Origin of the sequence: Micromonospora sp. LOL_023 (assembly GCF_048060115.1) — a bacterium.
GTDB lineage: Bacteria > Actinomycetota > Actinomycetes > Mycobacteriales > Micromonosporaceae > Micromonospora_E.
In genome coordinates this window covers 26,489-50,450 of the sequence record NZ_JBHMIM010000036.1, presented here as the reverse complement: position 1 = coordinate 50,450, position 23,962 = coordinate 26,489, and the positions used below count along the sequence as shown (strand labels likewise).

Genomic DNA, 23,962 nt, shown 5'->3' with positions numbered 1-23,962 from the left:
GCGCTTTCCGCGAGACCCTAGATCAGCCGCCGGGCGAGTGCAACCGCTTCGACGCCGGCGCCGGATCGACACCCAGCTGGCTGGAGAGCCAGACCCGACGCTGGTGGTAGATGGTGACCGCCTCCGCGCTACGCCCGGCCCGGTGCAGGGCGAGCTGGCTGATCGGTTCCCGGGTGCCGGCTCGGCACAGTGTCACACGGCCCAGACAGAAACAGAGGCACCCGCTTCGGGGTGCCTCTGTTGGACGGTGGGCGATACTGGGATCGAACCAGTGACCTCTTCGGTGTGAACGAAGCGCTCTCCCCCTGAGCTAATCGCCCTCGGCGCGGACGACTTTACCCGATCGTTCCGCCGAGGTGCACATCCGGGTGCCCCCGGAGGGGGTCAGGTCGTGGCGAGGTAACGCAGGAAGCTGGCGATCACGTCGATACCGAGACCCACCTTGAGCGAGACGACCAGCATGACCGCGACGAAGGCCAGGCCGATGCCGCCGAGACCCAACCGGACCGCCCAGCTCTGCCGTCTCGCCCACCGCGTCCAGCGCTGGACGTGCCGACGCGCGAAGGCGAGCAGTCGCTTGGCCCAGTGAAACTCGACGCCCCAGACCGCCAGACCGCCGAAGACGATCAGCCAGCCTGGGCCCGGCAGCGGGATGAGCACCAGGCCGAGGACGACGATCAGCGCGCCGAGGAGGCCGACGCCGACTTTCAGCGCGATGCGGCCGGTGGGGTTGGAGCGGATCAGCGCGAGGGTCACCCGGAACCGCTGCCGCAGCCCGGAAACCGTACGCGGCGCTTCCGGTTCTGAACTTTCGGTGACGGTGACGGCGGCCGGCGAGGTGGTGCCGTTGCGGCGTCCGTTGGAGCCTGAACCCACAGGAACTCCTTCCGGCCCGGCCTGTCCGACAACCTTGCCTATCGGGTCGTACGGCGCATGACCCAGCGCTGAATTCTCGGTCATCCGCTTCGCGGAGGAGGGTTTTATGGCCATTTTGCCCCTCATTGTCGCCCGCCCCGTCACCACAGGGCACCACTGGACGTTACCGGAGTGAGTCGACGTCTGAGCCACCCGACGCCGAGCACATCCAAGTACCCAAGCAGAACCGGACAAGCCACCTAAACAAGACATTCCTGGTGTATCCCGGAGTCGCTTCCCTCTACTGGGTGAGATCAGCGTTAGACGGAGCGTAATCAAATGCAGAACCTGAGTATGGGGAAAGCGGGGCAGGCGTCCCGCAGCGGTGCCGGGGGGAGAACGTCATGAGTGTCATCCGACCAACGACCGTCGAGGTCGAGACGTCACTGCGGCTCATCGCGCCGGACGCTACCGCGCTGCCGGTACGGGCCAGTCTGCGCTACGAACCGTCCGATCCGTACGCCGTACATGTGCTGTTCCACGCGGAGTCAGCCGGCGGCGAGGCGGTCAGCTGGTCGTTCGCCCGCGAGTTGCTGGTCACCGGGCTCGACGAGCCGGCCGGCATCGGCGACGTACGGGTCTGGCCATGGGCGACACCACGGGGGGACTTCGTCGCGCTCGCGCTGAGCTCCCCCGACGGCAACGCGCTGTTCGAGGTACCCCGCAGCGTTCTGGTCCGGTTCCTGCGCCGCACCTACGTGGTGGTACCTCGAGGCCGCGAATCCGACCACCTGGACGTGGACACCGCCGTCAACCGGCTGCTGGCCGGCCGCTGAACGGGACAGCGGTTTCGCACCGAATCGGTGACGAACCCGGCTGTTTCGCGTGACGGGAGTACGGCGATGCGCCGTACTCCCGCCGCTGACGTCACGGAACCTCGTCCGCGCTCCGGATGCGATTCGGCGCGGTCGCGGTTACCGTCGAAGCAATGGCTCAGCCCGATCAGCTCGCCCACCGGATTCCGGACGCTTCACCGGGCCCGCCCCGGACGGCGATCACCGCAACTACTCTGCGCGACCTTCTGGCCACCGAGAAGCCCCATCGGTCGCAGTTGCTGCAACACGAAGAGCTGCTGCTGGTCACCGTCGGCCACGGCAGCCACGACATCGACTTCGTGACGTACCCGTGCCGGCCCGGCACGCTGCTGCGGGCCGGCGTGGGCCAGGTGGTACGGCCAGGGGCGCAATCCGGCCTCGACGCGATCGTCGTGCGCTGGCGCGCCGACCACGACCTGCCGGCCGGAGGCTGGGACATCAGGCATGGTGACCGTGACGCCGGGGGCGACCACGTCATGCCGCACGGACAAGCCTGCTGGCAGCTCGCCGGGGAGACCGAGGACGCCATCATCACCGAGGTCAGCCAGCTCGTGGTGGACAGCCGGCGGCCGCACCGGTCCCGGCTCTTCGACGAACTGCTCCGCCACCAGCTCCGGGTTCTGTTGCTGCGGATCGCCCTGTTGCCCGAGGAAGCCGCGGCCGGCGTCGACCACGGGGTGCCGGGAGCCGGGCGTGACGCGGCCGGCGGCCCGGCCAACGGCTCCTCCCGGCGGGACACCTTCCGGCAGTTCCGGGCCGAGGTCGAACGCGACTTCGCCCGCACCCGGCGGGTCGAGGAGTACGCCGAGCGGCTGCAGTGCGCCGTACGCACCCTCACCCGGGCAAGCCTGGACGTGGCCGGCCGGACCGCCAAGCAGGTCATCGACGACCGGGTCGCGTTGCAGGCGAAACGCCTGCTGGCCGCTACCCCTCTGCCGGTGGCCGAGATCGGTCAGCGGCTCGGCTTCGCCGAGCCGACCAACTTCGGCCGGTTCTTCCAGCGGGAGGTCGGCTGCAGCCCAGGTACGTTCCGCGCCGGGATCACCGACCGGCCTCCGGTGACCGACCGGGTCACCGCGACCGGCATGATAGGGACGTGCAGATCTCCGCGCGCGGCGACTATGCGGTACGAGCAGCACTGATTCTGGCCGCCGCCTACCCGACGCTGATGTCCACCCAGGCGATCGCCGCCGAGCAGGACATGCCCCGCAAGTTCCTGGAGGCTGTCCTGGCCGACCTGCGCCGGGGCGGGGTGGTGCGCGCCCAGCGTGGTGCGGAGGGTGGCTACACGTTGGCGCAGCCACCGCGCGACGTCACCATCGGTATGGTCCTGCGGGCGGTCGACGGGCCACTGGCCGGGGTGCGTGGCCTGCGCCCGGAGGAGACCCGCTACGACGGTGCCGCGGAGAACCTGCCCCGGGTGTGGGTCGCCGTCCGCGCGGCGGTCCGCGAGGTGGTCGACGAGATCAGCCTCACCGAGGTGCTCAGTGGCCGGATGTCGGCGCAGGTGCGCAAGCTGACCCTCAAGCCGGATGCCTGGGAGTCCCGCTGACGGCTCGGTTGGTGCGGGGCCCGGGTTTGCGGATCGACGCGGCTGGGCATTGACGACGCCACCTGCTGTTGGCAAACAAGGAGCGCGGCGATGGGTCTGATGTTCCGCAAGCGCAAGCGGTTCGGTCCACTTCAGCTGAACTTCACCGAGAACGGTTTCTCCTCGTGGACGATCCGGATCGGCAAGTGGTCGTGGAACTCGCGGGCCCGGGTGCACCGCTACGACCTGCCCGGCCCGCTGTCGTGGAAGCAGGACAAGTCCCGCCGCTAGCCGGATTGCCGTCAGCTGGCGAGTGCCCGGGGAGGGCTCGGGGAGATTCTCCCCGAGCCCTCCCCGTATGCGGCAATAATAGCTTTATGTCCGACCTGGCCCAGCCCGGCGTCTCCGCCCCGCCCCACGATCCACGCCGGGCCGAAGTGTGGCACACGGCCGTCATCTGCCTGCTCCTGATCGCGCTCTACTATCTGGTGCCCGTCGAACCCGGCGTGACGGGCCTGCACCGCGCCGTTCGCGCGGTGATCACCACCGTCGGGGTGGTACTGATCGCCGCGATGGTGCTGCGCCAGATCCGCCGGCAGATCACCGCCGACTCGTCGGACGTGCGCCTCACCCGGCTGGCGATCACGCTGGTCGGTGGGGTCACCGCGTTCGCCCTGGCAGACCTGGTGATCTCCTCCAGCGACCCCGATCAGTTCGTCGACCTGACCACCAAGACCGACGCGCTGTACTTCGCCATCGGCACCCTCACCACCATCGGCTACGGCGACGTGCACGCCCAGGGCCAGCTCGCCCGGGCGGCGGTCTGCGTGCAGATGGTATTCAGCGTCGGGGTGCTCGCCACCGGCGCGTCGCTGCTGGTCAAGCGGTGGACCGAGCAGGCGAGCCGGCAGGCGGCCCCGTCGCGACGACGGTGACGTCACCGCCGAGGCGGCCGTCCACCGGATCACGGCGTACCTCGCCGTCGGCGAGCAGGTCCACCAGGGCGCTGTTGACGTCACCGGCCCGGTAGGCGGTCTCGGTCACCGCGAAGCTCCGCAACTGCGCGACGGTCCGCCGACCCTGCGCCGCGAGGTGGGCGAGCAGCGCGCCGCTCAGCGGCGCGAGGGCCGCCCCGGCGGTCGGCGCCACCATCGGTACGTCAAGGGCGTCCGACGTACGCAGCAGGGTCCCGGCCGGTAGGTCCAGCGCCCACAGGGCGTCCTTGAACGCCTCGATCCGCTTGCCGGCTCCAGTGGCGAAGGCCAACCGGAGCGCCGTGGCGGCACCGCCCTGGCTGGACTCCCCCGCCGGTACCAGCTCGACCACAGTGACCAGTGGGAAGCCCGCCCGGATCAGCTCGGCGCGCAGCTCGCGCAAGGTGTCCGCCGCACCGACGATCAGCACCTCGGCCGGCCGACCGACACTCACCGACCGCCACGGCGCCGGCGTAGCCGCCGACTCGCCGCCGAGATCCGCGTAGCAGAACAGTGGCGATCGCGCGGCGGCGGCAGCGGTCACCGCGACGGGGACCATCGCCGTACCGCCGGGGAGCAGGTGGACCGACACCGACGGCGGTAGCGCGGACCGGGCGGTGGTCGCCGTGGTCGCCTCCGTCGCCGTGGTCAGGGTGACGATCGACAACTGCCGGCCGGCGAGCAGGTCGCCACAGGTCTCGACCGCCCGCAGGGCGGCGTCGGTCGCGCCGTCGTCCGATCCCTGGTACGCCTGGACGAAGGTGGCCCGGCGGGCCTGGCGCAGTGCCGCCGGCAGCCAGGTGCCGAGGTGGCGCAGCAGCAACTCGCGCGTGATGGTGCCCATCGGGTCGGCTGTCATCCGTCCGTTCTACCTGTCGCTGTCGCCGGCGGCAGCGGCGGGCCGGTGGGCGCACCGGGATCCGACCGATGTCGGGTGGTCAGACCGGCACCGAGATGCCGACTCCGCCCCGGGTCTGTGCGCCGTACCGCTGCTTCTCCCTGGCCAGGTCGAGCGGGCGGATCCGCTTGCGCGCGGCGAGCGCCTGTTCGTCGAGCTGGTCGGCCGGCACCAGCCAGACGACCTCGAACTCCAGCCCGTCGGGGTCCTTGCCGTAGAGGCTCTTGGTGGTGCCGTGGTCCGAGGTGCCCACCAGGGCGCCGGCGGCGGCGAGCCGGGTCGCGAGCAGGTCGAGTTCGTCGAGCGTGTCCACCTCCCAGGCGAGGTGGTAGAGGCCGACGGTGCTGCGTCCGGCACCGGACGGGCCGGCGTGCGCGCCGATCTCGAACAGGCCGAGGTCGTGATCGTTCGTGGAACCCGGGGCCTGCAGGAAGGCCGCGCCGGCGAACCCGTCGGGTGTCATCGGCACGGCGGTGAAGCCGAGGACGTCGCGGTAGAAGGAGAGACTGCGGTCGAGGCTGGCGACGAAGAGCACGGCGTGGTTGAGACGGTGGATTCCCATGTCGGGAACAGTAGCGCGATTTAGTTTAGCGCTCAACCAACTCGGATATGATGGTCGCCATGACCCGATGGCTCGACGACGACGAACAGCGGACCTGGCGCGCATACCTGCACGCCAGCCGGGCGCTGGCTGCCGCTCTGGACCGCGAGCTGCAGAGCCGCTCCGGGATGCCGCACGCCTACTACGAGATCCTGGTCCGCCTGTCGGAGGTGCCAGGGCGCACGCTGCGAATGAGCGAGCTCGCCGACGCCACCGACTCCTCCCGCAGCCGGTTGTCCCACGCGGTGTCCCGGCTGGAGGAGTACGGCTGGGTGCGACGCGAGGAATGCCCGACCGACCGCCGCGGCCAGTTCGCGGTGCTGACCGAGACAGGCTTCGCCGCGCTCGCCGACGCCGCCCCGGGCCACGTGGACGCGGTCCGGCGACACCTGTTCGACCAGCTCACCCCGACCCAGATCGACCAGCTACTTAACATCAGCGAGGCACTAGTCAAGCATCTGACGGGTAACAATCCGCCACCATGAGCGAACTGTCCCACATCAGACCCTTGTACAGACCGTCGTTGGACACGCACGATGGGACGTGTCTCTCGGCCTGGGCGAAATCACCACGCAGGCGCACGGCCTGATAAGCGTCGGCGACCTGCCCGCGGCGCGAAATCTGCTCGCCGGCGCGCTGGCCGACACCGACCCACGCCCGACCCACGCCACCGCCGAGCACGCCGACGCCGCCGGCCTGCTGGCCCGGGTCATGGTGGCGCTCGGTGAGCCGTCCGGGGCGCGCGCCTGGGCGGCGTACGCGTACTCGGCGACCCGGCGAATGCACGGCGTGACCGACGAACGCACCATCGGCGCGGCTGCCACCCTCGCCGCGGTCCTGCACCGGGTCGGCAGCCACGCCCGCGCGGCGCACCTGTACCGCGAGGTGATCGACGAGCTGTGCGCGATAGACGGGCCGGAGTCGCTGCGGGTCCTCGCCGCGCATGCCGACCTGGCCACCGTGGAGTTCGCCCGCGGTCAGTGCGACATCGCCCGGGACCGGTTGGAGGACGCCTGGGAACTGCACCGCGAGGTGTACGGCGAGGGGCACCCGGCGGGAATCAAGATGCTCGCCCGGCTCGGCGCCATGCAGCGCGACTGCGGTCGACTCAGCGAGTCCGACGCCAGCCTCTCGGTCGCCATCGGCCTGTGCCGCACCCAGCTGCCGACCGACCACCCGCTGGTCGGCCAGGTGGTCGCCCTCGCCGAATCGCTGGCCGACCCGGCACACCGCTGCGGTGACGAAGGGACCGGCGATCCCGATCCGGCCGGCCGCCCGGACGGCGTCCCCGGCCCGAACGGCGGCGGCAGGCCGACGGCCCACAGCCCCGGGTACGGCGATCACGGACACCCTGCCGGCGGCCATTCCGCGTCGCAGACCGCAGCGCCGATCCCCCGGGAGCCGGCGGAGCAGTCGTTCGACTTCCCCTACCCCGGCCCGGTGACCGGGGCGGCGGTCAGTCACGACCCGCACCTCAACGGAGGCCCGAACGGCGCGAACGCAGGCCCCGGCACCGCCGACAGTGCTCCTGCGGGCGGCGACGATCCGCCCGCCGGAGGCGGGTGGCCGACCGGGCGGGCCGACGCGCCGACGGAGCCCCCGTGGGCCGAACCCGAGTGGATCGATCCAGACCCACCGACGACCGAGCTGGCCGATCCGAATCTGGCGGCCACCATCTGGTCCGAGCAGGTGCACCCGCCCGGCCCACAGCTCGGCACCCGGCACCGCGTCGACCCGCCCTGGTTGGGCATGCCGGCTCCGCCGGAGCCACTACCCGAGCTGGACGCTGGTGAGCCGTGGGCCGACCGTGGCTGGATCGAACGGGATCCACCCAGCTCCGACCGGGACGACCCACTCTGGTCGCCCAGCGGCTGGCTGGCCGAGGCCGACCAGCTGACCGGGCCGTCGCCAGCGGGCGACGACGGGCAGGCCGGCACGTCGGAGAACGGGCGCGCAACCATCCCGCCGCCGCGGGTGCCGGTCGACATCCCGCCGACCGCGCCGACCGCCGATGTGGACGGCAAGCCCACCAACTGGCTGTTCGACGAGCCGTGGTGGCCGCCGGACGTTGCCGACGACGAGGATCCACCGTTCGCGCCAGGCCCGAACGAAACCGACTCGCTCAGCCCGTTCGGGCCGGTGCGGTACCGGGCGACCCGCCCCAGCTCCGACCCGGTGTCGCGCGGCGACCAGCCGCCCGGCGACGCCTCGCCGGCACCGGCCGATCCCGACGAGCCACCGACCGGGCCGTTTCCGCCCGACCTGCCGGCGTTCGTGCCCACCCCGCGGGCCCCCTCTTCCGCCGGCCAGCATGCCGCACCGAGCGCCCCGGCCGACGCCGGAGGGGACACCGCGACCCCCGGATGGCCGGCCGACACCGCCACGGACACCGGACCAGCGGCCACGGCGGCCCAGGCGCAGCAGGTCGACCCCACCGGACGGCCGGCGGAGCCGGACGGCAGCCCGCGGGCTTCCGCCGGCACGCTGTCGCGGCTGCCCCGCCGGGAGGTCAGCCGGATGCCGGACCGGCGGCGACGACTGCCGGTCCGGCGGGAACGCGGCGAGTTGGTGCCGGTCCCCCGGCCGACGCCGACGATCTCCCGGTCACGGGCGCCGATGCTCGTCTTCACCGGCGCGGTGGTCGTGCTGCTCGGCGCCGCTGCGGTCGTCGCCGGGGTGAGCCTGGTGGGCGACACCTCGGCCGGCCCGGCGGCGCTACCGAGCGCCGCCGGGACACAGCAGCCACCGGCCAGTCCGACGCCGCCACCGGCCGCGCCCGGCAGCCCGCCGAGCGACGTCGGCCTGCAGGACAACCGGGACAGTGTCACGCTGAGCTGGTTCTACCCGGTCGGTGCCGAGGGCCAGGTGCTCATCTCGGGAGGCAGCAGCGACCAGGAGCCGAGAGCGTTCATGCAGTTGCCGCCGGGGGCGACCAGCTTCATCGCGTACGGGCTGGACCAGTCGATCGACTACTGCTTCACCGTCGCGGTCGTCTACTCGGCCGACCTCATCGGGCGGGCCGACCCGGTCTGCACGGACCGCACCCCGGCGCAGTGACAGGTCACTCGCCGTCCTCCGGATCGGCGTCCGGGTCGACCTCGACCTCACCCGCCGGAAATCGGACCTGTGCCCAGAGTCCCCGGCCGGCGAGCGGCCGGTCGATGCCCAAGTCGGCGAGGAACGGCTCGGCGTCGGCCAACTCGATGGTGCCGCCGTGGCGTCGGACCAGTTGCGCGACGATGGCCAGCCCCAGCCCGGCGCCGCCAGCGTCGCGGGCCCGTGCGTCGTCGAGCCGGGTGAACCGGTCGAAGACCCGCTGCCGGTCGGCGGCCCGGATGCCGGGGCCGTCGTCGACCACCAGGAGTTCGTGCCACCGGTCCGCGCCCGGCCGGGCGGTCACCAGCACCTCGCGGTGCGCGTGTCGGACCGCGTTGTCGAGCAGATTCGCCAGCACCCGGACCAGGGCGTCCGGGTCGCCCTCGATCCACAGCGGCTCAGCCGGTGGCACCACCCGTACCGGTGGACGGGGGTAGCGGGCTGCCACCGACGCGATCAGCTCACCGAGCTCCACCGGGCCGACCGCACCGAACAGGGCGGCGGAGTCCCCGGTCTGCTCCTGATCGGCGCGGGCCAGCAGCAGCAGATCGTCGACCAGCCGGGCGAGCCGCTGACTGTCCGCGAGCAGGTTCCCGGCGACAGCCGCCCAGTCCGCCCGCTCGCCGAGCCGCTGCGCCACCTCCAACTCGGTACGCAGGTTCGTCAGTGGGCTGCGCAACTCATGGGCGGCGTCGGCGACGAACGCCCGCTGGCGGGCCCGGGCCGCCTCCTGCCGGTCCAGCATGTCGTTGAGGGTGACCGCCAACCGGTGGATCTCGTCGCCGCCGTCCGGCACCGGTAGGTGGCCCGCCTGATCGCCGCCGGTGATCTCGGCGGCGCCCGCTCGGAGCCGCTCGACCGGCCGCAGCGCCGCTCCGAGCGCCCGCCACACGACGACGGCCACCCCGGCCACCAGCAGCGGAATGGCGAGCAGCACACTCACCCGGACCAGGGCGATGCTGCGGCTGATGTCCGCCATCGACCGGGCGACCAGCACGAACCGCTGGTCTGCCGGGCCCCCGGCGACCACCAGGATCACCCGCACCGGGCCGCGCATGCCGAGGCGGTCGCCCGGGACGACGAGCGCGGCTCCCGGGTCGGCGGCGAGTTGGGCGCGCTCGTTCGCGTACAGCATCGGAACGAGTCGGTCGGCGCCGATCGACGCCGCGCTCACCCGGCCCTGCCCGTCGACCACCTGGACCCGGACGTCGTCGCCGGCGACCGGCAGTGGATCGGGCAACGCGCCGACGGCCGCCAACTGGACTATCGCCTCCCCGGTGGTCCGGGCGTCGGTGTCGGCGCTGCGTTCGAGCGCGAACCCCAGCGCGGCGGTGAGCCCTATACCACCGGCGGCGAGTCCGACGGCGAGTCCGAGCACGCTGATCACGGTCAGTCGGGTACGCAGCCGCAGTCGCCCGCGCGCGACGGCGGGCCAGCCTGGCCGCCGCACCGGTGGTGCTGGCCGCCCGGTCACGCGCGCAGCCGGTAGCCGGCGCCCCGGACGGTCTCCAGCCGCTCACGGCCGATCTTGCGGCGCAGGTACCCGACGTAGACCTCGACGGCGTTCGGCGCGGTGTCGACGCTGGCGTCCCAGACGTGATCGAGCAGTTCGATCTTGGAGACCACCTCGCCGGCGTGGCGCATCAGATACTCCAGCAGGGCGTATTCGCGGGCAGTGAGGGCGATCTCGGTGTCGGCGCGGGTGACCTTGCGGCGGGCCGGGTCGAGACTGAGGACACCGACGGTGAGTACGGCGGGCCGCTGCGGGGCGCCCCGACGCAGCAGGGCACGCAGCCGGGCCAGCAGCACCACGTACGAGAAGGGTTTCGTCAGGTAGTCGTCGGCACCGCAGTCGAGGCCGTCCGCCTGATCGTATTCTCCGTCCTTCGCTGACAAGATCAACACTGGCAGCCAGTTCTCCTCGGCCCGCAACTGGCGCACCACCCGGTAGCCGGACAGTCCGGGCAGCATCACGTCCAGGATCATCGCGTCGTAGCCGCCATGTCTGGCCAGCTCCAGCCCGTGTGGGCCGGTCGCCGCCAGGTCGACGGCGAACCCCTCCTCCTGCAGCCCCCGCCGCAGGGCGTCAGCCAGCCGAGCTTCATCCTCCACCACCAGCACACGCACCGGTCAAGGGTGCCATCATCGGGCCCCGGTACGCCGTACCGTTGACGTCGACGCTGAGCGCGCTCTCAGCTTGCCGGTCTGCTCTCAGCTCCGTCACAGCCCGGCCAGCGCAGCATTGGTGACAGGAGGTGCCGAAGATGTCGGTATTCACATCCCGGCCAGCGATGCGCTGGCTGGTCCCCACCGCCGCGGCCGCGGTGCTCATCGGTGGTGGCGCGGCGATCGGCGCGCTCGCCGCGTCCGCCGATCCGGTGCTGCCCCCGCGCAGCGCGGAGCAACTACTGGTCGACCTGCAAACGGCCGAGGTGGACGGTATGTCCGGGACCGTCGTGCACCGGGCCGAACTCGGCCTGCCCACGGCGCTGACCCTCGCCGGAAAGGTCGGGGCCGGTGAAGGCCTCGGCTCACTCATCGACGGTACGCAGACCCTGCGGGTCTGGTACGCCGGACCGGACCAGGCCCGGCTGGCCCTGGTGCGCACCCTCGGCGAGACCGACGTGATCCGCAACGGGCGCGACGTGTGGGTCTGGTCGAGCCAGCAGCAGGAAGCCACCCACATCACCCTGCCTGAGCACGACGACACCGGCGCCGAGTTGACCCCCGAGGCGTACGTCACGCCGCAGGCGGCTGCCGATCAGGCGCTGGCGGCGATCGACGACAGCACCGAGGTGTCGGTGGGACGGTCGGCGGAGATCGCCGGACGAACCGCGTACGAGCTGATCCTCACCCCCCGCGCCGAGGAATCGCTGGTCGGCGAGATCCGGATCGCGATCGATTCGGTCGAGTACGTGCCGCTGCGCTTCGCGGTCTACCCGGCCGGCGGCGACCGGGCCGCGGTCGAGACCTCGTTCACCCAGGTCAGTTTCGAACGGCCGGACGCGGAGCAGTTCGTCTTCAACCCGCCACCGGGCACCACGGTGACCGAGGCCGGCGAGGACGGCGGACCGGACGGGATCGGGCAGCGACCGGACGACGCGCAGCAGGACGCCGACCCGGAGGCCACCGCGATGGAGGAGTTCGCGAAGAGCTGGGCCGACAGCGACGACGCGGTCCGCACCGTCGGCAGCGGCTGGGCCAGTGTGCTGGTCGTGACGCCGCCGGCGGAGGCCGCCGACAGTGCACCTGAGGCAGACGCCGGCGATTCACCCGCCGCCGCCGAAGCCCTGCAACTGCTCGGCAACCTACCGGAGGTCAGCGGCACCTGGGGCAGCGGACGGTTGCTCTCCAGTACCCTGCTCACCGTGCTGGTCACCGACGACGGCCGGATCTTCGCCGGAGCGGTAACCCCGGAACGGCTCTACGAGGTGGCCGACGAAACCCGTTGACTTTACCGGTCCACTACCGGCGTCGACGCCTTTGCCGAGGCATCGACGCCGGTAGTGGCATTCGGGCAGAAACGGCCATCGGCCAGGGACGGAAGCGCACTTAACCGGTTGCGTGGCCAGAACGCATAGGTCTACTCTGATGCCTGCGCGATGGGCCGGGTAGTTGCCGACACCGGGCTGACCACGTCAGCCGGTGCGCCGTCTCCCCGTGACTGCTTCACGGGGCCTCTACCCGAGGTAGGTCATGAAGACACGTCTCAGCGTCGCGGCCGCGACGCTCATCGCGCTAATCGCCTCCGTCGTGGTGCTCGTCCAGCCCGCGTACGCCGCCGTCGGACTGCACGTCAGCGGTGGTCGGCTGGTCGAGGCGAACGGCACCGCGCTCGTCCTGCGCGGGGTCAACCACGCGCACACCTGGTACACCGGCCAGACCAGTTCCTTCGCCGACATCAAATCACTGGGCGCGAACTCGGTACGGGTGGTGCTGAGCAACGGCCACCGATGGACCCGCAACGACGCCAACGACGTCCGTAATGTCATCTCGCTGTGCAAGGTAAACCGGTTGATCTGCGTCCTGGAGGTACACGACACCACCGGGTACGGCGAGGAAGCCGCCGCGGCCACCCTCGCGTCGGCCACCGACTACTGGATCAGCCTGACCAGCGTGCTACGCGGCGAAGAGAACTACGTGATCATCAACATCGGCAACGAGCCGTTCGGCAACAGCGGCTACCAGAACTGGGCCAGCCACACCAGCAGTGCGATCCAGCGGCTGCGCGGTGCCGGCTTCGAACACGCGATCATGATCGACGCGCCGAACTGGGGCCAGGACTGGACCTTCACCATGCGTGACAACGCGCAGTCGGTGTGGAACACCGACCCGGCCCGCAACCTGATCTTCTCGATCCACATGTACGGCGTCTTCGACACCGCCGCCGAGATCAGTGACTACCTGGGCCGGTTCCGGTCGGCGAACCTGCCGATCGTGGTGGGCGAGTTCGGGCACAACCACTCCGACGGTAACCCGGACGAGGACTCGATCCTGTCGTACACCCAGCAGCACGGCATCGGCTGGCTCGGCTGGTCCTGGAGCGGCAACGGCGGCGGCGTCGAGTACCTCGACCTGGTGAGCAACTTCAACGTCAGCAGTCTCACCTCGTGGGGGCAGCGGCTGTTCAACGGCACCAACGGCATCCGCCAGACAGCCCGGGAAGCGACCATCTTCAGCGGCACCACCCCGACCACCGCACCACCGACCACTGCACCACCGACCACCGCACCACCAACCACCGCACCACCAACCACCGCACCACCAACCACCGCACCACCAACCACCGCACCACCGGCCGGCGCCTGCAGCGCGACCTACACGATCGTGGGCCAGTGGCAGGGCGGGTTCCAGGGTGACGTCCGCGTCACCGCCGGCAGTGCCGCGCTGCGCGGTTGGCGGGTGAGCTGGACCCTCGCCAGCGGACAGTCGGTCAGCCAGGCGTGGAACGCGACGGTGAGCCGCAGCGGATCCCAGGTGACCGCGACCAACGTCAGCTACAACGGCAACGTCGCGGCCGGGCAGAGCGCCACGTTCGGATTCATCGGCAGTTGGAGCGGCACCAACCCGGTGCCATCGCTGACCTGTACCGCGCTGTAGCCACTGGCCCACAGGTGTGACCGGTGGCCGGGCGGGTATACCGTCCGGCCACCGGATGGCCCGACCCGCGCACCACTGTCGCGGGCACCGACCAACCCGATGGCGACAGGAAGTTTGCTACTACCTGGAGGTTACGGTGAGCGAAGGTCCTCGTCTGCGGGTGGGCGCGTACGCGGTGGTCGTCCGCGATCAGGCGGTACTGCTGAGCCGGTTGTCCGAGGCGTCCCCGGTGTTCACTCCTGGTGCCTGGCATCTGCCGGGAGGCGGCCTCGAGCCGGGCGAGCAGCCCGGCGAGGCACTGGTTCGCGAGCTACACGAGGAAGCCGGCCTCGACGTGATGTCGTCACAACTACTGGACGTACGGTCGTACTCCGCCCATCGCAACGGCACCGACTGGCACGTGGTCGGCCTGCTGCACCGTGCCGAGGTCGGATCGGGCGAACCGGTCATCACCGAGGTCGGTGGCAGCGCGGACGCCATCCGATGGGTACCCATCGAGGAGATCGACGAACTGCCGCTGTCTCCACCCACCGCCGACGGGCTGCGAATGCTCGACCTGCTGAGGGTGCCGGCCTGACGACCCGGCCCGGCGGGTACCCGCTTCGGTCACGTGTCGCAGCGCCGCCCGTCGGTCCGGGTGTCCCCGGACCGACGGGCACCCGACGGTTCGCCCTCGGCCGGCCCAGGAGTGCATTCGCGCCGGGCCGACCGCACCCGCCAGAGGACGAATACGCCGATCCCCAGCACCGCCACCGCGACCGCGGCCGCCCGACCGGCCGCGTCCTCGATCGCGGAGTACGAGGTACCGGCCAGATAGCCGATCAGGACGGTGCCGAAGCCCCAGATCAACCCGCCGGCCACGTTGTAGAGAAAGAACCTCCGGTACGGCATGTGCGACGCGCCGGCCAGCGCCGGCATCACGGCGTGGAAGAACGTGACGAACCGACCGACGAACACCGCCACGCCGCCCCGGGTGGCCAACTGGTCCTGGGCCCGCTGCATCCAGGTCTGGCGCCGACGCAGAAACGGCAACCGCAGCAACCGTGGCCCGAGCGACCGACCGATGAGATAGCTGGCGGTGTCACCGGCGATCGCGGCGGTGACGACGACGACCGTGATCCCGGGCAGCGAGATGATGCCGAGACTGGCGGCCACCCCGCCGAGGATCGCGGCGGTCTCGCCAGGGAACACGAAGCCCACGAAGAGCGCGTCCTCGGCGAAGACCAACAACCAGACCAGCAGGTAGATCAGGGTGCCGTCCATCGACAGCAGATGGTCAAGCCAGCCAGTCAGCACAACGCCCCCCGCTCACGGGGGGCTGCAACAGTTGAAGGTAGCACCGCCGGACGCGGTCAGCGCCAGGTCTGGACGGCAGGCACCGAACGGAGGCACACCAGCTGGTGCGGGTGCGGCGGGGTGCCCGTGACGCCCGGCTGGTGCTCGCTGGGCCGTCACGGGCGTCCTCCCCACCACAGAGAGGCAGCACCGAGACTCTTAACCGGTTAAGAAGACGCTACGCCGATGCGAGCGACGCCGTCAAGAGCCGTCGCGCATCGGCTACCATCGTTGGGTTGCTGCTGAGGACACCAGCTCAGTGGATGATGCAAGCTCGGCGGATCGGTGCGTGCGAACCGCAGCATCGTCCATGACACCGGCGGTAGCCGCAGCGCCAAACCGCCCCTGGTCGACGGCCGCACCGGGCACCTCACGCGGGCGCACCCGATCGGGCCGCGTCGAAGTGTTCCACTAGTCGAAGGAGACGCTCATCCGCTTCGTGCTGCCGGGCTTCGCCCGCACGTAGTCGCAGGTGGCCACGATGTCGTCGATGAAGCCAGCGCCGTCGCCTCCCCGCAGGCGAAGGTCGGGTACCCACGGACGGCTGAAACGACCGGGCGTCAGCCCGAGTCGCGCAGCGCGCGTACCCGGGACACCGTCAGGTCGTCGAGCCGGTCGGCGACCAGCGTGGCACCGGCCAACGCGTCCGGCGCCGGCGGATACTGCGGGTGCGGCACGGCCACCACCGCCAGCCCGGCGGCGGCGGCGGACCGCAGCCCGTTGCTTGAGTCCTCCACCGCGCAGCACTGCTGCGGCGGTACGCCGAGCGACCGCGCCGCGACCAGGTACACCTCAGGGTCGGGCTTGCCCGCCGAGCACTCCTCGGTGGAGACGGTCACCTCGAACGCGTCGCCGACACCCGCGCTGGCGAGCACCTGGTCGATCAGCCGGCGGGGCGAGGAACTCGCCAGGCCGAGCGGGAACTCGGAGCCGAGCCGGCGGATCGCGTCCAACGCTCCAGGGATCAACGGCAGCTCGGACCGGTACCGCGCGGCCATCTCGTCGATCACCTCTTCGGCGACCCGCCCGGCACCCCGCCTGACCCCGAGGTCCACGTCGAGGTAGCCCGACCACTCCGCAGTGCTCATCCCCATCAGCCGACTCTGGGTGTCCGGCAACCACCGGCCGCCGGACCGGGCCACGTATCCGCGCCGGACCTCCTCCCAGACCGGCTCGGTGTCGATGAGCACGCCATCCATGTCGAACACCACTGCGGAGATCATGTCCGACATCCTGCCCGGTCCACTGGAATCGACCCGGCCCGGGGTCACGGAGAGCTAACCTCGCAGGCGAGCTTCCGCTTTCTGGTCCAGGCCGGATGCGGCACCAGCGAGGCCGCAGACGGACAACAGCCGCGAGAGGAATCGGGATGTCGCAGCCCCTCCTACCGGGCCACGAACGAATCGTGGTCGGGGTCTACGACTCCGACTCCAGTTGGGCCGCGGTCCGGCTGGCCGCCCACGAAGCCGCCGCCCAGCACCGGCCGCTGCGGCTGCTGCACGCCCTCAACTGGATTCCGGACGACCTGTCCACCGCTGAGGAGCCCGTACCGGACGCCCAACAGCTCATGGACCGGGCCGTCCAGGTCGTGGCCCAGGCGGCACCCGGGCTGGCGGTGACCACCGAACTGTCCGAGAACGCACCGGCCACCGCTCTGCTGCGAGAGTCCCGGATGGCCTCACTGGTCGTCATCGGCGACGGTGACCTGGCCCGTTGGACCTGCCTGCCGCTGGACGCGCTCGCCGTGCAGGTCGCTGCCCGGGCCGACTGCTCGGTGCTGGTCGCCCGCTGCGGCGCGGAGTCCGCCTCAGGCACGCCGGCAGCCAGCAATACGGAGACCACCTCAGCCGCCGGGGCCTACGACGGGCCGGTCGTCGTCGGCGTGGACGGCTCGGCCGGCTCCGAACGCGCCCTGGGCTTCGCCTTCGACACCGCCGCCGCGCGGCGCAGCGAACTGATCGTCGTACGGGCCTGGGAGAGCGAGCTGAGCTGGGCTGACGCCTCGCCCGACACCGGCGGTGAACTCACCGACACGCTGGCGCCCTGGCAGGAGAAGCACCCGGACGTGCCGGTACGCCAGCAGGTGGTGACCGGATCGCCGGCCCAGGTGATCATCGACCGCTCCGTACACGCCGGTCTGGTCGTGGTCGGTGCCCGCGGCGACCACCCGCTACGGGTACCGCTCGGCGCGGTCAGTCAGGCGGTGCTGCACCACGCCCGCTGCCCGACTGCCATAGTCCGCGAGTGCGCCCCGCCGCCGACCGCCGGCGACTGACCGGAGGCTGTCCGGGTAGGCCACGTGGACGATGTTCACGTATCGGTACTCATATGATTACGCTGTGACAACCCCCGACACGTGGCGTCTTCCGGCCTGGACCCTGCTCAGCAACCACGGCCATGTCCTGCTCGCCATCGCCCGCGATCCACAGGCCCGGCTACGGGACGTGGCGGCCCGGGTCGGGATAACCGAGCGGGCCGCGCACACCATCGTCGCCGATCTGGAGGCGGCCGGGTACCTGACCCGGCACCGGGTCGGCCGACGCAACGAGTACACGGTCAACCCGCAGGTACCGTTCCGGCACCCCGCCGAACAGGACCATCTCGTCGGCGAACTGCTCGACCTGTTCACGGCCGCGCCAGCCGCGCAGCAGCCACCGGCTGAAGCCGGTGTGGCGGACCCGGGCGCGCAGCGTGACCGCTCGGTGGGACACCAGTCCCGCAACACCGGGTCTTTCGCACCTGTCCCCCACCCGTCCCCAGGTATGGACTGTGTACAGGTGCAACTGAAGGAGTGAGCGACATGAGCGCCAGTCACCTGATCGTCGTCGGTGTCGACGGCTCCGAGGCAAGCCGTCGGGCACTGGACTGGGCAGCCAAGGAGGCGACCGGCCGGGGCGGTGCCCTGCGCGCGGTCATCGCCTGGCGATGGGACGGCGGCACCGCCGTCAGCCCCATCGAGGAACGCACCCGCGCCACCGACCTGCTCGACACCGAACTCGCGGCGCTGACCGCCCGGCTCGGTTCCGCGCTACCGGTCGTCGGCGAGGTACACGAAGGCCGCGCCGCCGAGGTGCTGACCGCCGCGGCCCGCTCCGCCGATCTGCTGGTCCTGGGCAGTCACGGACACGGCCGGCTGCTGCACACGGTACTCGGCTCGGTCAGCGAGGAATGTGTCCGCAAGGCCACCTGCCCGATCGTGGTGATCCCCGTTCCCGCGCTGATCACCACCGCCACCGACACCGGCGTCTGACCGGGAGGCGATCCAGATGACCAGACCCATCGTGGTCGGATACGACGGTTCGAGCAGCGCCGACGCCGCCCTCGACTGGGCAGTCGCCGAAGGAGTCCGCACCGGCACCCCGGTGGTGCTCGCGTACGCCTTCGAATGGCCGGCCGCCTCGGGCCCGATCATGCCCGGCCCGGCCGCCTGGCCCGACGCGGCTTCCCGACGCGACGCCGAGACGATGGTCCGGGTCGCCGCCGCCGAAGCCGTCGAGCGGTACCCGCAAGCCGACGTCACCGCGAGCATGCTCGACGGCCCCGCCGCGATCCGGCTGCGGGAGAAGTCCCGCGGCGCGGCGCTGCTGGTGGTCGGCAACCGGGGGCACGGCGGCTTCGCCGACCTGCTACTCGGCTCCACCAGCGTGGCAGTGTCCGCACATGCCCACTGCCCGGTCGTGGTGGTACGCGGCAGCGTCGTCAGCGAGGCCCCGGTGGTCGTCGGGGTGGACGGCTCGGAGGCGTCGCTGCAGGCCCTGCGCTTCGCCGTCGAGCAGGCCGCCAACCGTGACGTCACACTGCGTGTCGTCCGCGCCTGGAACCCGCCGGCACCGCGCTGGCGGCCGTTGGCGTTCGATCCCCTGGAGATCGTCGCCGCCGAACGGGCCGTCCTCGACGACGAGTTGATCCTGTGGCGGGAGAAGTACCCCGAGGTCACGATGAGCGCCGAGACGGTCGGCGACCACCCGGGCCGGTTCCTGGTGGAGGCGTCCCGTACCGCCAGCCTGGTCGTGGTCGGTTCCCGGGGCCACGGCGGCTTCACCGGCCTGCTGCTCGGCTCGGTGTCACAGCAACTGCTGCACCACAGCCACAGCCCGGTAGCGGTGATCCGCGGCTCCAGCCACACCGTCGAAGCCGGATCCGGCGACCAGGTCGATCGATCCTGACAAGGTCGCTCGATCCTGACAAGCAAGGCACCGACGAGCAGGGTACGTACCGACGGGAGGCCGTCATGGACCAGCGCCGGATCGCCGTCGGACTCGACCGCTCCCTGGCCGCCCGCGCCGCACTGACAACCACGCCGCACTGACATCCACCCCGCCCGGACGGGCCGCGCCGCGCGCGGCCGCCTGAGCGACCCACCCGATGGAGGCTGACATGTTGGCCGAACAGATCCGCGATCCGTGGCGGACCTTCCAGGGACGACGGTGGCGGGACACGATCGACGTGGCCGCCTTCGTCCACGACAACCACACCCCGTACACCGGCGACGGCGGATTCCTCGCCGGACCCACCAGCCGCACCCGGGCCGTCTGGGACCGACTGCGGGAGATGTTCGTCGAGGAACGCCGGCGCGGCGTCCACGACGTCGACGCCGCCACCCCGTCCACCATCACCGCGCACGCTCCCGGCTACATCGACAAGGATCGGGAGCTGATCGTCGGGCTGCAGACCGACGCCCCGCTACGTCGGGCGATCATGCCCAACGGTGGGTTGCGGACGGTGGAGAACGCCCTGGCGGCGTACGGCTACGACGCCGACCCGCAGGTGCATCGGATCTTCTCCAGCTACCGCAAGACCCACAACGACGCCGTGTTCGACGCCTACCCCGAGGACGTGTTGCGGGCCCGCCGCTCACACATCGTCACCGGGCTGCCGGACGCGTACGGCCGGGGTCGGATCATCGGCGACTACCGGCGGGTCGCCCTGTACGGAGTGGACCAGCTGATCGCGCAACGCCGGACGCACCGCGCGGCGCTGGACCTGGTGCCCTCCACCGACGAGGTGATCCGCGACCGGGAGGAACTGGCCGAGCAGATCCGGGCCCTCGGCGAGTTGGCCCAGATGGCCGCGGCCTACGGTCACGACATCAGCCGGCCCGCCTCCGACGCACGCGAGGCCATCCAATGGCTGTACTTCGCCTACCTGGCCGCCTGCAAGGAGCAGAACGGCGCGGCGATGTCACTCGGCCGGACCGCCACCTTCCTCGACGTCTACCTGCAGCGTGACCTCGACGAGGGCCGGCTGACCGAGATGGCCGCCCAGGAGCTGATCGACGACTTCGTGATCAAGCTGCGGATCATCCGCTTCCTGCGCACCCCCGAGTACGACCAGCTCTTCTCCGGCGACCCGACCTGGGTGACCGAATCACTCGGCGGCACCGCGGCGGACGGGCGGACCCTGGTCACCCGGACCACGTTCCGTTACCTGCAGACGCTGTACAACCTCGGACCGGCACCGGAACCGAACCTGACCGTCCTGTGGTCACCGTCGCTGCCCACCGGGTTCAAGCGGTTCTGCGCGCAGGTGTCGCTGGACACCAGCGCCATCCAGTACGAGAACGACGACACGCTGCGCTCCTGGTACGACGACGACACCGCGATCGCCTGCTGTGTCTCGGCGATGCGGGTCGGCAAGGACATGCAGTTCTTCGGGGCGCGCGCCAACCTGGCCAAGGCGCTGCTGTACGCGATCAACGGCGGCCGCGACGAGGTCACCGGCGAACAGGTCGCCCCGGCCGTCGAACCCGTCTACGGGGAGTACCTCGACTACGACGAGGTACTCGCGGCGTTCGACCGGACGCTGGACTGGCTGGCCGCCACCTACGTCACCGCGCTCAACGTCATCCACCACATGCACGACCGGTACGCGTACGAGCGGTTGGAGATGGCGCTGCACGACTACCCGGTGCACCGGTTCCTGGCCGGTGGCATCGCCGGGCTGTCGGTGGCCGCCGACAGCCTGTCGGCGATCCGGTACGCCCGGGTCAAGGTGCTGCGCGACGAGACCGGCCTGGCCACCGACTACGCGGTCGAGGGCGACTTCCCAGCCTTCGGCAACAACGACGACCGGGTCGACGAGATCGCGGTGTGGCTGGTCGAGACGTTCATGGCGAAGCTGCGCCGGCAGCCGGCCTACCGCGACGCCGAGCACAGCCTGTCGGTGCTGACGATCACCTCCAACGTCGTCTACGGCAAGCACACCGGGCACACCCCGGACGGTCGACGGGCCGGTGAACCGTTCGCACCGGGAGCGAACCCGATGAACGGTCGGGACCGGCACGGCCTGGTGGCGGCGGCGATGTCTGTGGCGAAGCTGCCGTACGACTGCGCCCGCGACGGCATCTCGCTGACCAGCACGGTGACGCCCGACGGGTTGGGCCGCACCCCCGACGAGCGGGTGACGAACCTGGTCGGCGTGCTGGACGGCTACACCGACGCTGGCGGGTTCCACCTCAACGTCAACGTACTGGACCGGGCCACCCTGGAGGATGCGATGGCGCACCCGGAGCGGTATCCGCAGCTGACCATCCGGGTCTCCGGGTACGCGGTGAACTTCGTGCGGCTCACCGCCGAGCAGCAGCGCGACGTGATCTCCCGTACCTTCCACGGCGGGCTGTGAGGTGACCGCCTCGGTCCCCCGGCCGGTGCCGGTCGCCCCGGGCCGGCCGGGGATCACCGGGGCGGTCCACTCCTACGACCTGTCGATCGGAGTGGACGGCCCCGGCACCCGGTTCGTCGCCTTCCTGGCCGGCTGTCCGCTGCGCTGCCAGTTCTGCCACAGCCCGGACACCTGGTACCGGCGCAGCGGCACCGCCACCACCGTCGACGAGCTGATGGAACGGGTGCTCGGCTACCGGCGGTTCATCTCGGTCGCCGGCGGCGGGGTGACGCTCAGCGGCGGTGAGCCGCTGATGCAGCCGGACTTCGTCCGCGCCGTGCTGCGCCGCTGCCGCGACGCCGATCTGCACACCGCACTGGACACCTCCGGTTTCCTCGGCGCCCGCGCCGACGATGCGCTGCTGGACGCCACCGACCTGGTGCTGCTGGACATCAAGTCGTCGGACCCGCAGACCTACCGGCGGGTCACCCGGACCGGGCGGGTCGACCCGACGCTACGGTTCGCCCACCGGCTGGCCGAGCGGGGCATGCCGATCTGGATCCGTTTCGTGTTGGTGCCGGGGTTGACCGACGCGGAGTCCAACGTGGCGGGCGTGGCCGAGGTGGTGGCCGGTCTGTCCAGCGTAGATCGGGTGGAGGTGCTGCCGTTTCACCGGCTCGGCGCACACAAGTACGCCGAGCTGGGTCTGGAATTCCCGCTGGCGGCGACGGCGCCGCCGGGTCCGGCGCTGCTCGACCGGGTACGCCGCCAGTTCCGGGCCCACGGACTGACCGTCTACTGAACCCGGCCGGCGGGGAGCAGCCGTTCTGCCCGCCAGGCAGGTGGCCACCGGAACCGGTGGGTGGCCCCGCGCCGGCCGGTGGCGGCAGTCGCGCCAGCCAACTGGGCGGCGACCTGGCAGACCTGACGGTAGCCGGTGGCCATCAGGAAGGCCGACGCCCGCCCGTAGCTCTTGATGCCGACGACGAAGTAGCCGGGTTCGGGGTGCCGCAGCTCGGCTACCCCGTGCCGCGGCGCGGACCAGGACCGTGGCAGGTCCGGATCGAGCAGGGTGGCAAGTCCGCGACTGGTGCCGAGCACCGGGTCGACGTCGAGCCGCAGTTCGGCGCCGATGCGGTGGTTGGCGCGGAAGCCGGTCGCCACGACGACCCGGTCGGCGACGACCGTCCTCCCGTCCCGGGTCGACAGGCGAACCGCCGGGCCGGTGACATCGACCGGCACCGTGACCCGGTGGGTGACGAAGCCGGTCTCCAGCGTGATCCGGCCGTCGTCGATCAGCTGCCGCAGCCGGGTGCCGATCGCTCCTCGGGCCGGCAGCGCGTCGGCGTCGCCGGGGGCGAACACCGGGTCGACCCCGGTCCGGCGGACCGCCCAGGTGATCCGGGTGCCGGGCTGCTGGGCGGCGAGTTCCACCAGATCCAGCAGGGTGTTGGCGGCGGAGTGACCGGCACCGACGACGACGGTGTGCCGGCCGGCGTGCGCGGCCCGATCGGCACCGAGCACGTCGGGAAGGGCGAAGTCCAGGTACGCGGCGGCACTCGTCTCGCCGATCGCCGGCAGCCCTTCCCCACCGAGATGGTTCGGGTTGTGCCAGGTCCCGGAGGCGTCGACGACCGCCCTCCCCAGGTGTTCGGTGCCGTCGGCGAGCCGGACCGCGAAGGGCGCGGTCGCGCGCCCGGCCCCACGGGTCCGGTCCAGACCGAGCCGGGTGATGCCGTCGACCCGGGCGTGGTAGCGGATTCGGTCGGCCAGCACCGGCAGTTTCGCCAGTGGCAGCAGGTACTCCTCGATCAGTTCCGCTCCGGTCGGCCGGTGGATCGGATCCGGCGCCGCCCATCCGGCGGTGTCGAGTAGCCGGCCGGCAACCGGGTCGACGTTGTCCCGCCAGCTGCTGAACAGCCGTACGTGCCGCCAGTTGCCGATTGCGGCACCCGCGGCGGCACCGGCCTCCAGCACCAGCGGCGGGACGCCGTGCCCCGCGAGGTGGGCGGCGGCGGCCAGTCCTACCGGGCCGGCGCCGATCACTACCACGGGCAGCTGCCGGGTGGCGTACTCGATGCTCATCTGTCTCCTCTC

At 71.3% G+C, this 23,962-nt stretch carries 24 protein-coding genes, 1 tRNA gene and 1 pseudogene; 16 read left to right on the top strand and 10 right to left on the bottom strand.

From position 1 onward, the window contains the following. Window positions 1-22: 22 nt before the first annotated feature. The 3 genes from ACFHVL_RS19605 to ACFHVL_RS19595 form a co-directional block, all read right to left on the bottom strand. Window positions 23-196: a BTAD domain-containing putative transcriptional regulator gene (locus ACFHVL_RS19605; RefSeq protein ID WP_416629637.1), complete on the bottom strand. Its 174-nt coding sequence runs from the start codon at window positions 194-196 to the stop codon at window positions 23-25. A gap of 52 nt (window positions 197-248) precedes the next feature. Then, window positions 249-320, bottom strand: a tRNA-Val gene (locus ACFHVL_RS19600). Between the two features lie 64 nt (window positions 321-384). Beyond that, window positions 385-876 carry a TIGR02611 family protein gene (locus ACFHVL_RS19595; protein WP_416629636.1) on the bottom strand — a complete coding sequence of 164 codons (492 nt, stop codon included), beginning with the start codon at window positions 874-876 and terminating at the stop codon, window positions 385-387. A gap of 383 nt (window positions 877-1,259) precedes the next feature. Between ACFHVL_RS19595 and ACFHVL_RS19590 the strand changes: the two genes are divergently transcribed. The 5 genes from ACFHVL_RS19590 (at window position 1,260) to ACFHVL_RS19570 (ending at window position 4,196) form a co-directional block, all read left to right on the top strand. Then, window positions 1,260-1,691: an SsgA family sporulation/cell division regulator gene (locus ACFHVL_RS19590; protein ID WP_123600885.1), complete on the top strand. Its 432-nt coding sequence runs from the start codon at window positions 1,260-1,262 to the stop codon at window positions 1,689-1,691. 152 nt (window positions 1,692-1,843) lie between these two features. Then, window positions 1,844-2,872 (top strand): helix-turn-helix domain-containing protein, encoded by a 1,029-nt coding sequence (locus ACFHVL_RS19585; protein ID WP_416629634.1) that lies wholly within the window; start codon window positions 1,844-1,846, stop codon window positions 2,870-2,872. Then, window positions 2,827-3,282 (top strand): RrF2 family transcriptional regulator, encoded by a 456-nt coding sequence (locus ACFHVL_RS19580; protein ID WP_416629633.1) that lies wholly within the window; start codon window positions 2,827-2,829, stop codon window positions 3,280-3,282. Before ACFHVL_RS19585 ends, ACFHVL_RS19580 begins: the two co-directional genes overlap by 46 nt. 90 nt (window positions 3,283-3,372) lie before the next feature. Further along, window positions 3,373-3,552, top strand: coding sequence for a DUF4236 domain-containing protein (locus ACFHVL_RS19575; protein WP_416629632.1), 180 nt, complete (start codon window positions 3,373-3,375; stop codon window positions 3,550-3,552). An 86-nt stretch (window positions 3,553-3,638) separates the two neighbouring features. After that, window positions 3,639-4,196 (top strand): potassium channel family protein, encoded by a 558-nt coding sequence (locus ACFHVL_RS19570; RefSeq protein ID WP_416629631.1) that lies wholly within the window; start codon window positions 3,639-3,641, stop codon window positions 4,194-4,196. Here the strand turns inward: ACFHVL_RS19570 and ACFHVL_RS19565 are convergent. Together ACFHVL_RS19565 and ACFHVL_RS19560 are read right to left on the bottom strand one after the other, a co-directional pair. After that, the gene (locus tag ACFHVL_RS19565) at window positions 4,141-5,094 is read right to left on the bottom strand and encodes a hypothetical protein (RefSeq protein ID WP_416629630.1); all 954 of its coding nucleotides are present in this window, start codon (window positions 5,092-5,094) and stop codon (window positions 4,141-4,143) included. The two genes, ACFHVL_RS19570 and ACFHVL_RS19565, sit on opposite strands and share 56 nt — an antisense overlap. 79 nt (window positions 5,095-5,173) lie before the next feature. Next, window positions 5,174-5,695, bottom strand: coding sequence for a VOC family protein (locus ACFHVL_RS19560; RefSeq protein ID WP_416629629.1), 522 nt, complete (start codon window positions 5,693-5,695; stop codon window positions 5,174-5,176). 50 nt (window positions 5,696-5,745) lie between these two features. Between ACFHVL_RS19560 and ACFHVL_RS19555 the strand changes: the two genes are divergently transcribed. Both ACFHVL_RS19555 and ACFHVL_RS19550 read left to right on the top strand, forming a co-directional pair. Further along, on the top strand, window positions 5,746-6,219 hold the full coding sequence (locus ACFHVL_RS19555; protein WP_416629662.1) for a MarR family winged helix-turn-helix transcriptional regulator: 474 nt from the start codon (window positions 5,746-5,748) through the stop codon (window positions 6,217-6,219). 58 nt (window positions 6,220-6,277) lie between these two features. Beyond that, window positions 6,278-8,791: a tetratricopeptide repeat protein gene (locus tag ACFHVL_RS19550; protein WP_416629628.1), complete on the top strand. Its 2,514-nt coding sequence runs from the start codon at window positions 6,278-6,280 to the stop codon at window positions 8,789-8,791. 4 nt (window positions 8,792-8,795) lie between these two features. Here the strand turns inward: ACFHVL_RS19550 and ACFHVL_RS19545 are convergent, their stop codons facing one another. Together ACFHVL_RS19545 and ACFHVL_RS19540 are read right to left on the bottom strand one after the other, a co-directional pair. Next, window positions 8,796-10,217 (bottom strand): sensor histidine kinase, encoded by a 1,422-nt coding sequence (locus ACFHVL_RS19545; RefSeq protein WP_416629661.1) that lies wholly within the window; start codon window positions 10,215-10,217, stop codon window positions 8,796-8,798. An 83-nt stretch (window positions 10,218-10,300) separates the two neighbouring features. Beyond that, the gene (locus tag ACFHVL_RS19540; protein ID WP_416629627.1) at window positions 10,301-10,957 is read right to left on the bottom strand and encodes a response regulator transcription factor; all 657 of its coding nucleotides are present in this window, start codon (window positions 10,955-10,957) and stop codon (window positions 10,301-10,303) included. 137 nt (window positions 10,958-11,094) lie between these two features. On the opposite strand from ACFHVL_RS19540, the gene ACFHVL_RS19535 reads away from it, so the two are divergent. The 3 genes from ACFHVL_RS19535 to ACFHVL_RS19525 all read left to right on the top strand — a co-directional run bounded on the left by ACFHVL_RS19535 (window position 11,095) and on the right by ACFHVL_RS19525 (window position 14,507). Beyond that, a complete protein-coding gene (locus ACFHVL_RS19535; protein ID WP_416629626.1) occupies window positions 11,095-12,282 on the top strand; it encodes a LolA family protein in 1,188 nt (395 codons plus the stop codon). 244 nt (window positions 12,283-12,526) lie between these two features. Then, window positions 12,527-13,930: a cellulase family glycosylhydrolase gene (locus tag ACFHVL_RS19530; protein WP_416629624.1), complete on the top strand. Its 1,404-nt coding sequence runs from the start codon at window positions 12,527-12,529 to the stop codon at window positions 13,928-13,930. A 136-nt stretch (window positions 13,931-14,066) separates the two neighbouring features. After that, window positions 14,067-14,507 carry an NUDIX hydrolase gene (locus tag ACFHVL_RS19525; RefSeq protein WP_416629623.1) on the top strand — a complete coding sequence of 147 codons (441 nt, stop codon included), beginning with the start codon at window positions 14,067-14,069 and terminating at the stop codon, window positions 14,505-14,507. Window positions 14,508-14,536: 29 nt separating this feature from the next. Here ACFHVL_RS19525 and ACFHVL_RS19520 read toward each other — a convergent pair whose 3' ends face one another. Together ACFHVL_RS19520 and ACFHVL_RS19515 are read right to left on the bottom strand one after the other, a co-directional pair. Next, window positions 14,537-15,193, bottom strand: coding sequence for a DedA family protein (locus ACFHVL_RS19520; protein ID WP_416629622.1), 657 nt, complete (start codon window positions 15,191-15,193; stop codon window positions 14,537-14,539). A gap of 632 nt (window positions 15,194-15,825) precedes the next feature. Then, window positions 15,826-16,488, bottom strand: a complete 663-nt coding sequence (locus ACFHVL_RS19515) for an HAD family hydrolase (protein WP_416629620.1) — start codon at window positions 16,486-16,488, stop codon at window positions 15,826-15,828. Window positions 16,489-16,634: 146 nt separating this feature from the next. Here ACFHVL_RS19515 and ACFHVL_RS19510 point away from each other — a divergent pair, with 146 nt between their 5' ends. The 6 genes and pseudogenes from ACFHVL_RS19510 (at window position 16,635) to pflA (ending at window position 22,667) form a co-directional block, all read left to right on the top strand. Next, window positions 16,635-17,540, top strand: coding sequence for a universal stress protein (locus ACFHVL_RS19510; RefSeq protein ID WP_416629619.1), 906 nt, complete (start codon window positions 16,635-16,637; stop codon window positions 17,538-17,540). A 64-nt stretch (window positions 17,541-17,604) separates the two neighbouring features. Beyond that, window positions 17,605-17,904: pseudogene (locus ACFHVL_RS19505) on the top strand (helix-turn-helix transcriptional regulator); the annotation flags it as partial. A gap of 161 nt (window positions 17,905-18,065) precedes the next feature. Continuing rightward, window positions 18,066-18,515: a universal stress protein gene (locus ACFHVL_RS19500; protein WP_416629618.1), complete on the top strand. Its 450-nt coding sequence runs from the start codon at window positions 18,066-18,068 to the stop codon at window positions 18,513-18,515. Window positions 18,516-18,531: 16 nt separating this feature from the next. Beyond that, window positions 18,532-19,431 (top strand): universal stress protein, encoded by a 900-nt coding sequence (locus tag ACFHVL_RS19495; protein ID WP_416629616.1) that lies wholly within the window; start codon window positions 18,532-18,534, stop codon window positions 19,429-19,431. A 211-nt stretch (window positions 19,432-19,642) separates the two neighbouring features. Then, window positions 19,643-21,886, top strand: a complete 2,244-nt coding sequence (gene pflB / locus ACFHVL_RS19490; RefSeq protein WP_416629615.1) for a formate C-acetyltransferase — start codon at window positions 19,643-19,645, stop codon at window positions 21,884-21,886. A gap of 1 nt (window position 21,887) precedes the next feature. Next, window positions 21,888-22,667 (top strand): pyruvate formate-lyase-activating protein, encoded by a 780-nt coding sequence (pflA, locus tag ACFHVL_RS19485; protein WP_416629613.1) that lies wholly within the window; start codon window positions 21,888-21,890, stop codon window positions 22,665-22,667. Here the strand turns inward: pflA and ACFHVL_RS19480 are convergent. Further along, the gene (locus ACFHVL_RS19480; RefSeq protein ID WP_416629612.1) at window positions 22,661-23,950 is read right to left on the bottom strand and encodes an NAD(P)-binding protein; all 1,290 of its coding nucleotides are present in this window, start codon (window positions 23,948-23,950) and stop codon (window positions 22,661-22,663) included. The genes pflA and ACFHVL_RS19480 overlap by 7 nt on opposite strands. Between the last annotated feature and the right edge of the window lie 12 nt (window positions 23,951-23,962).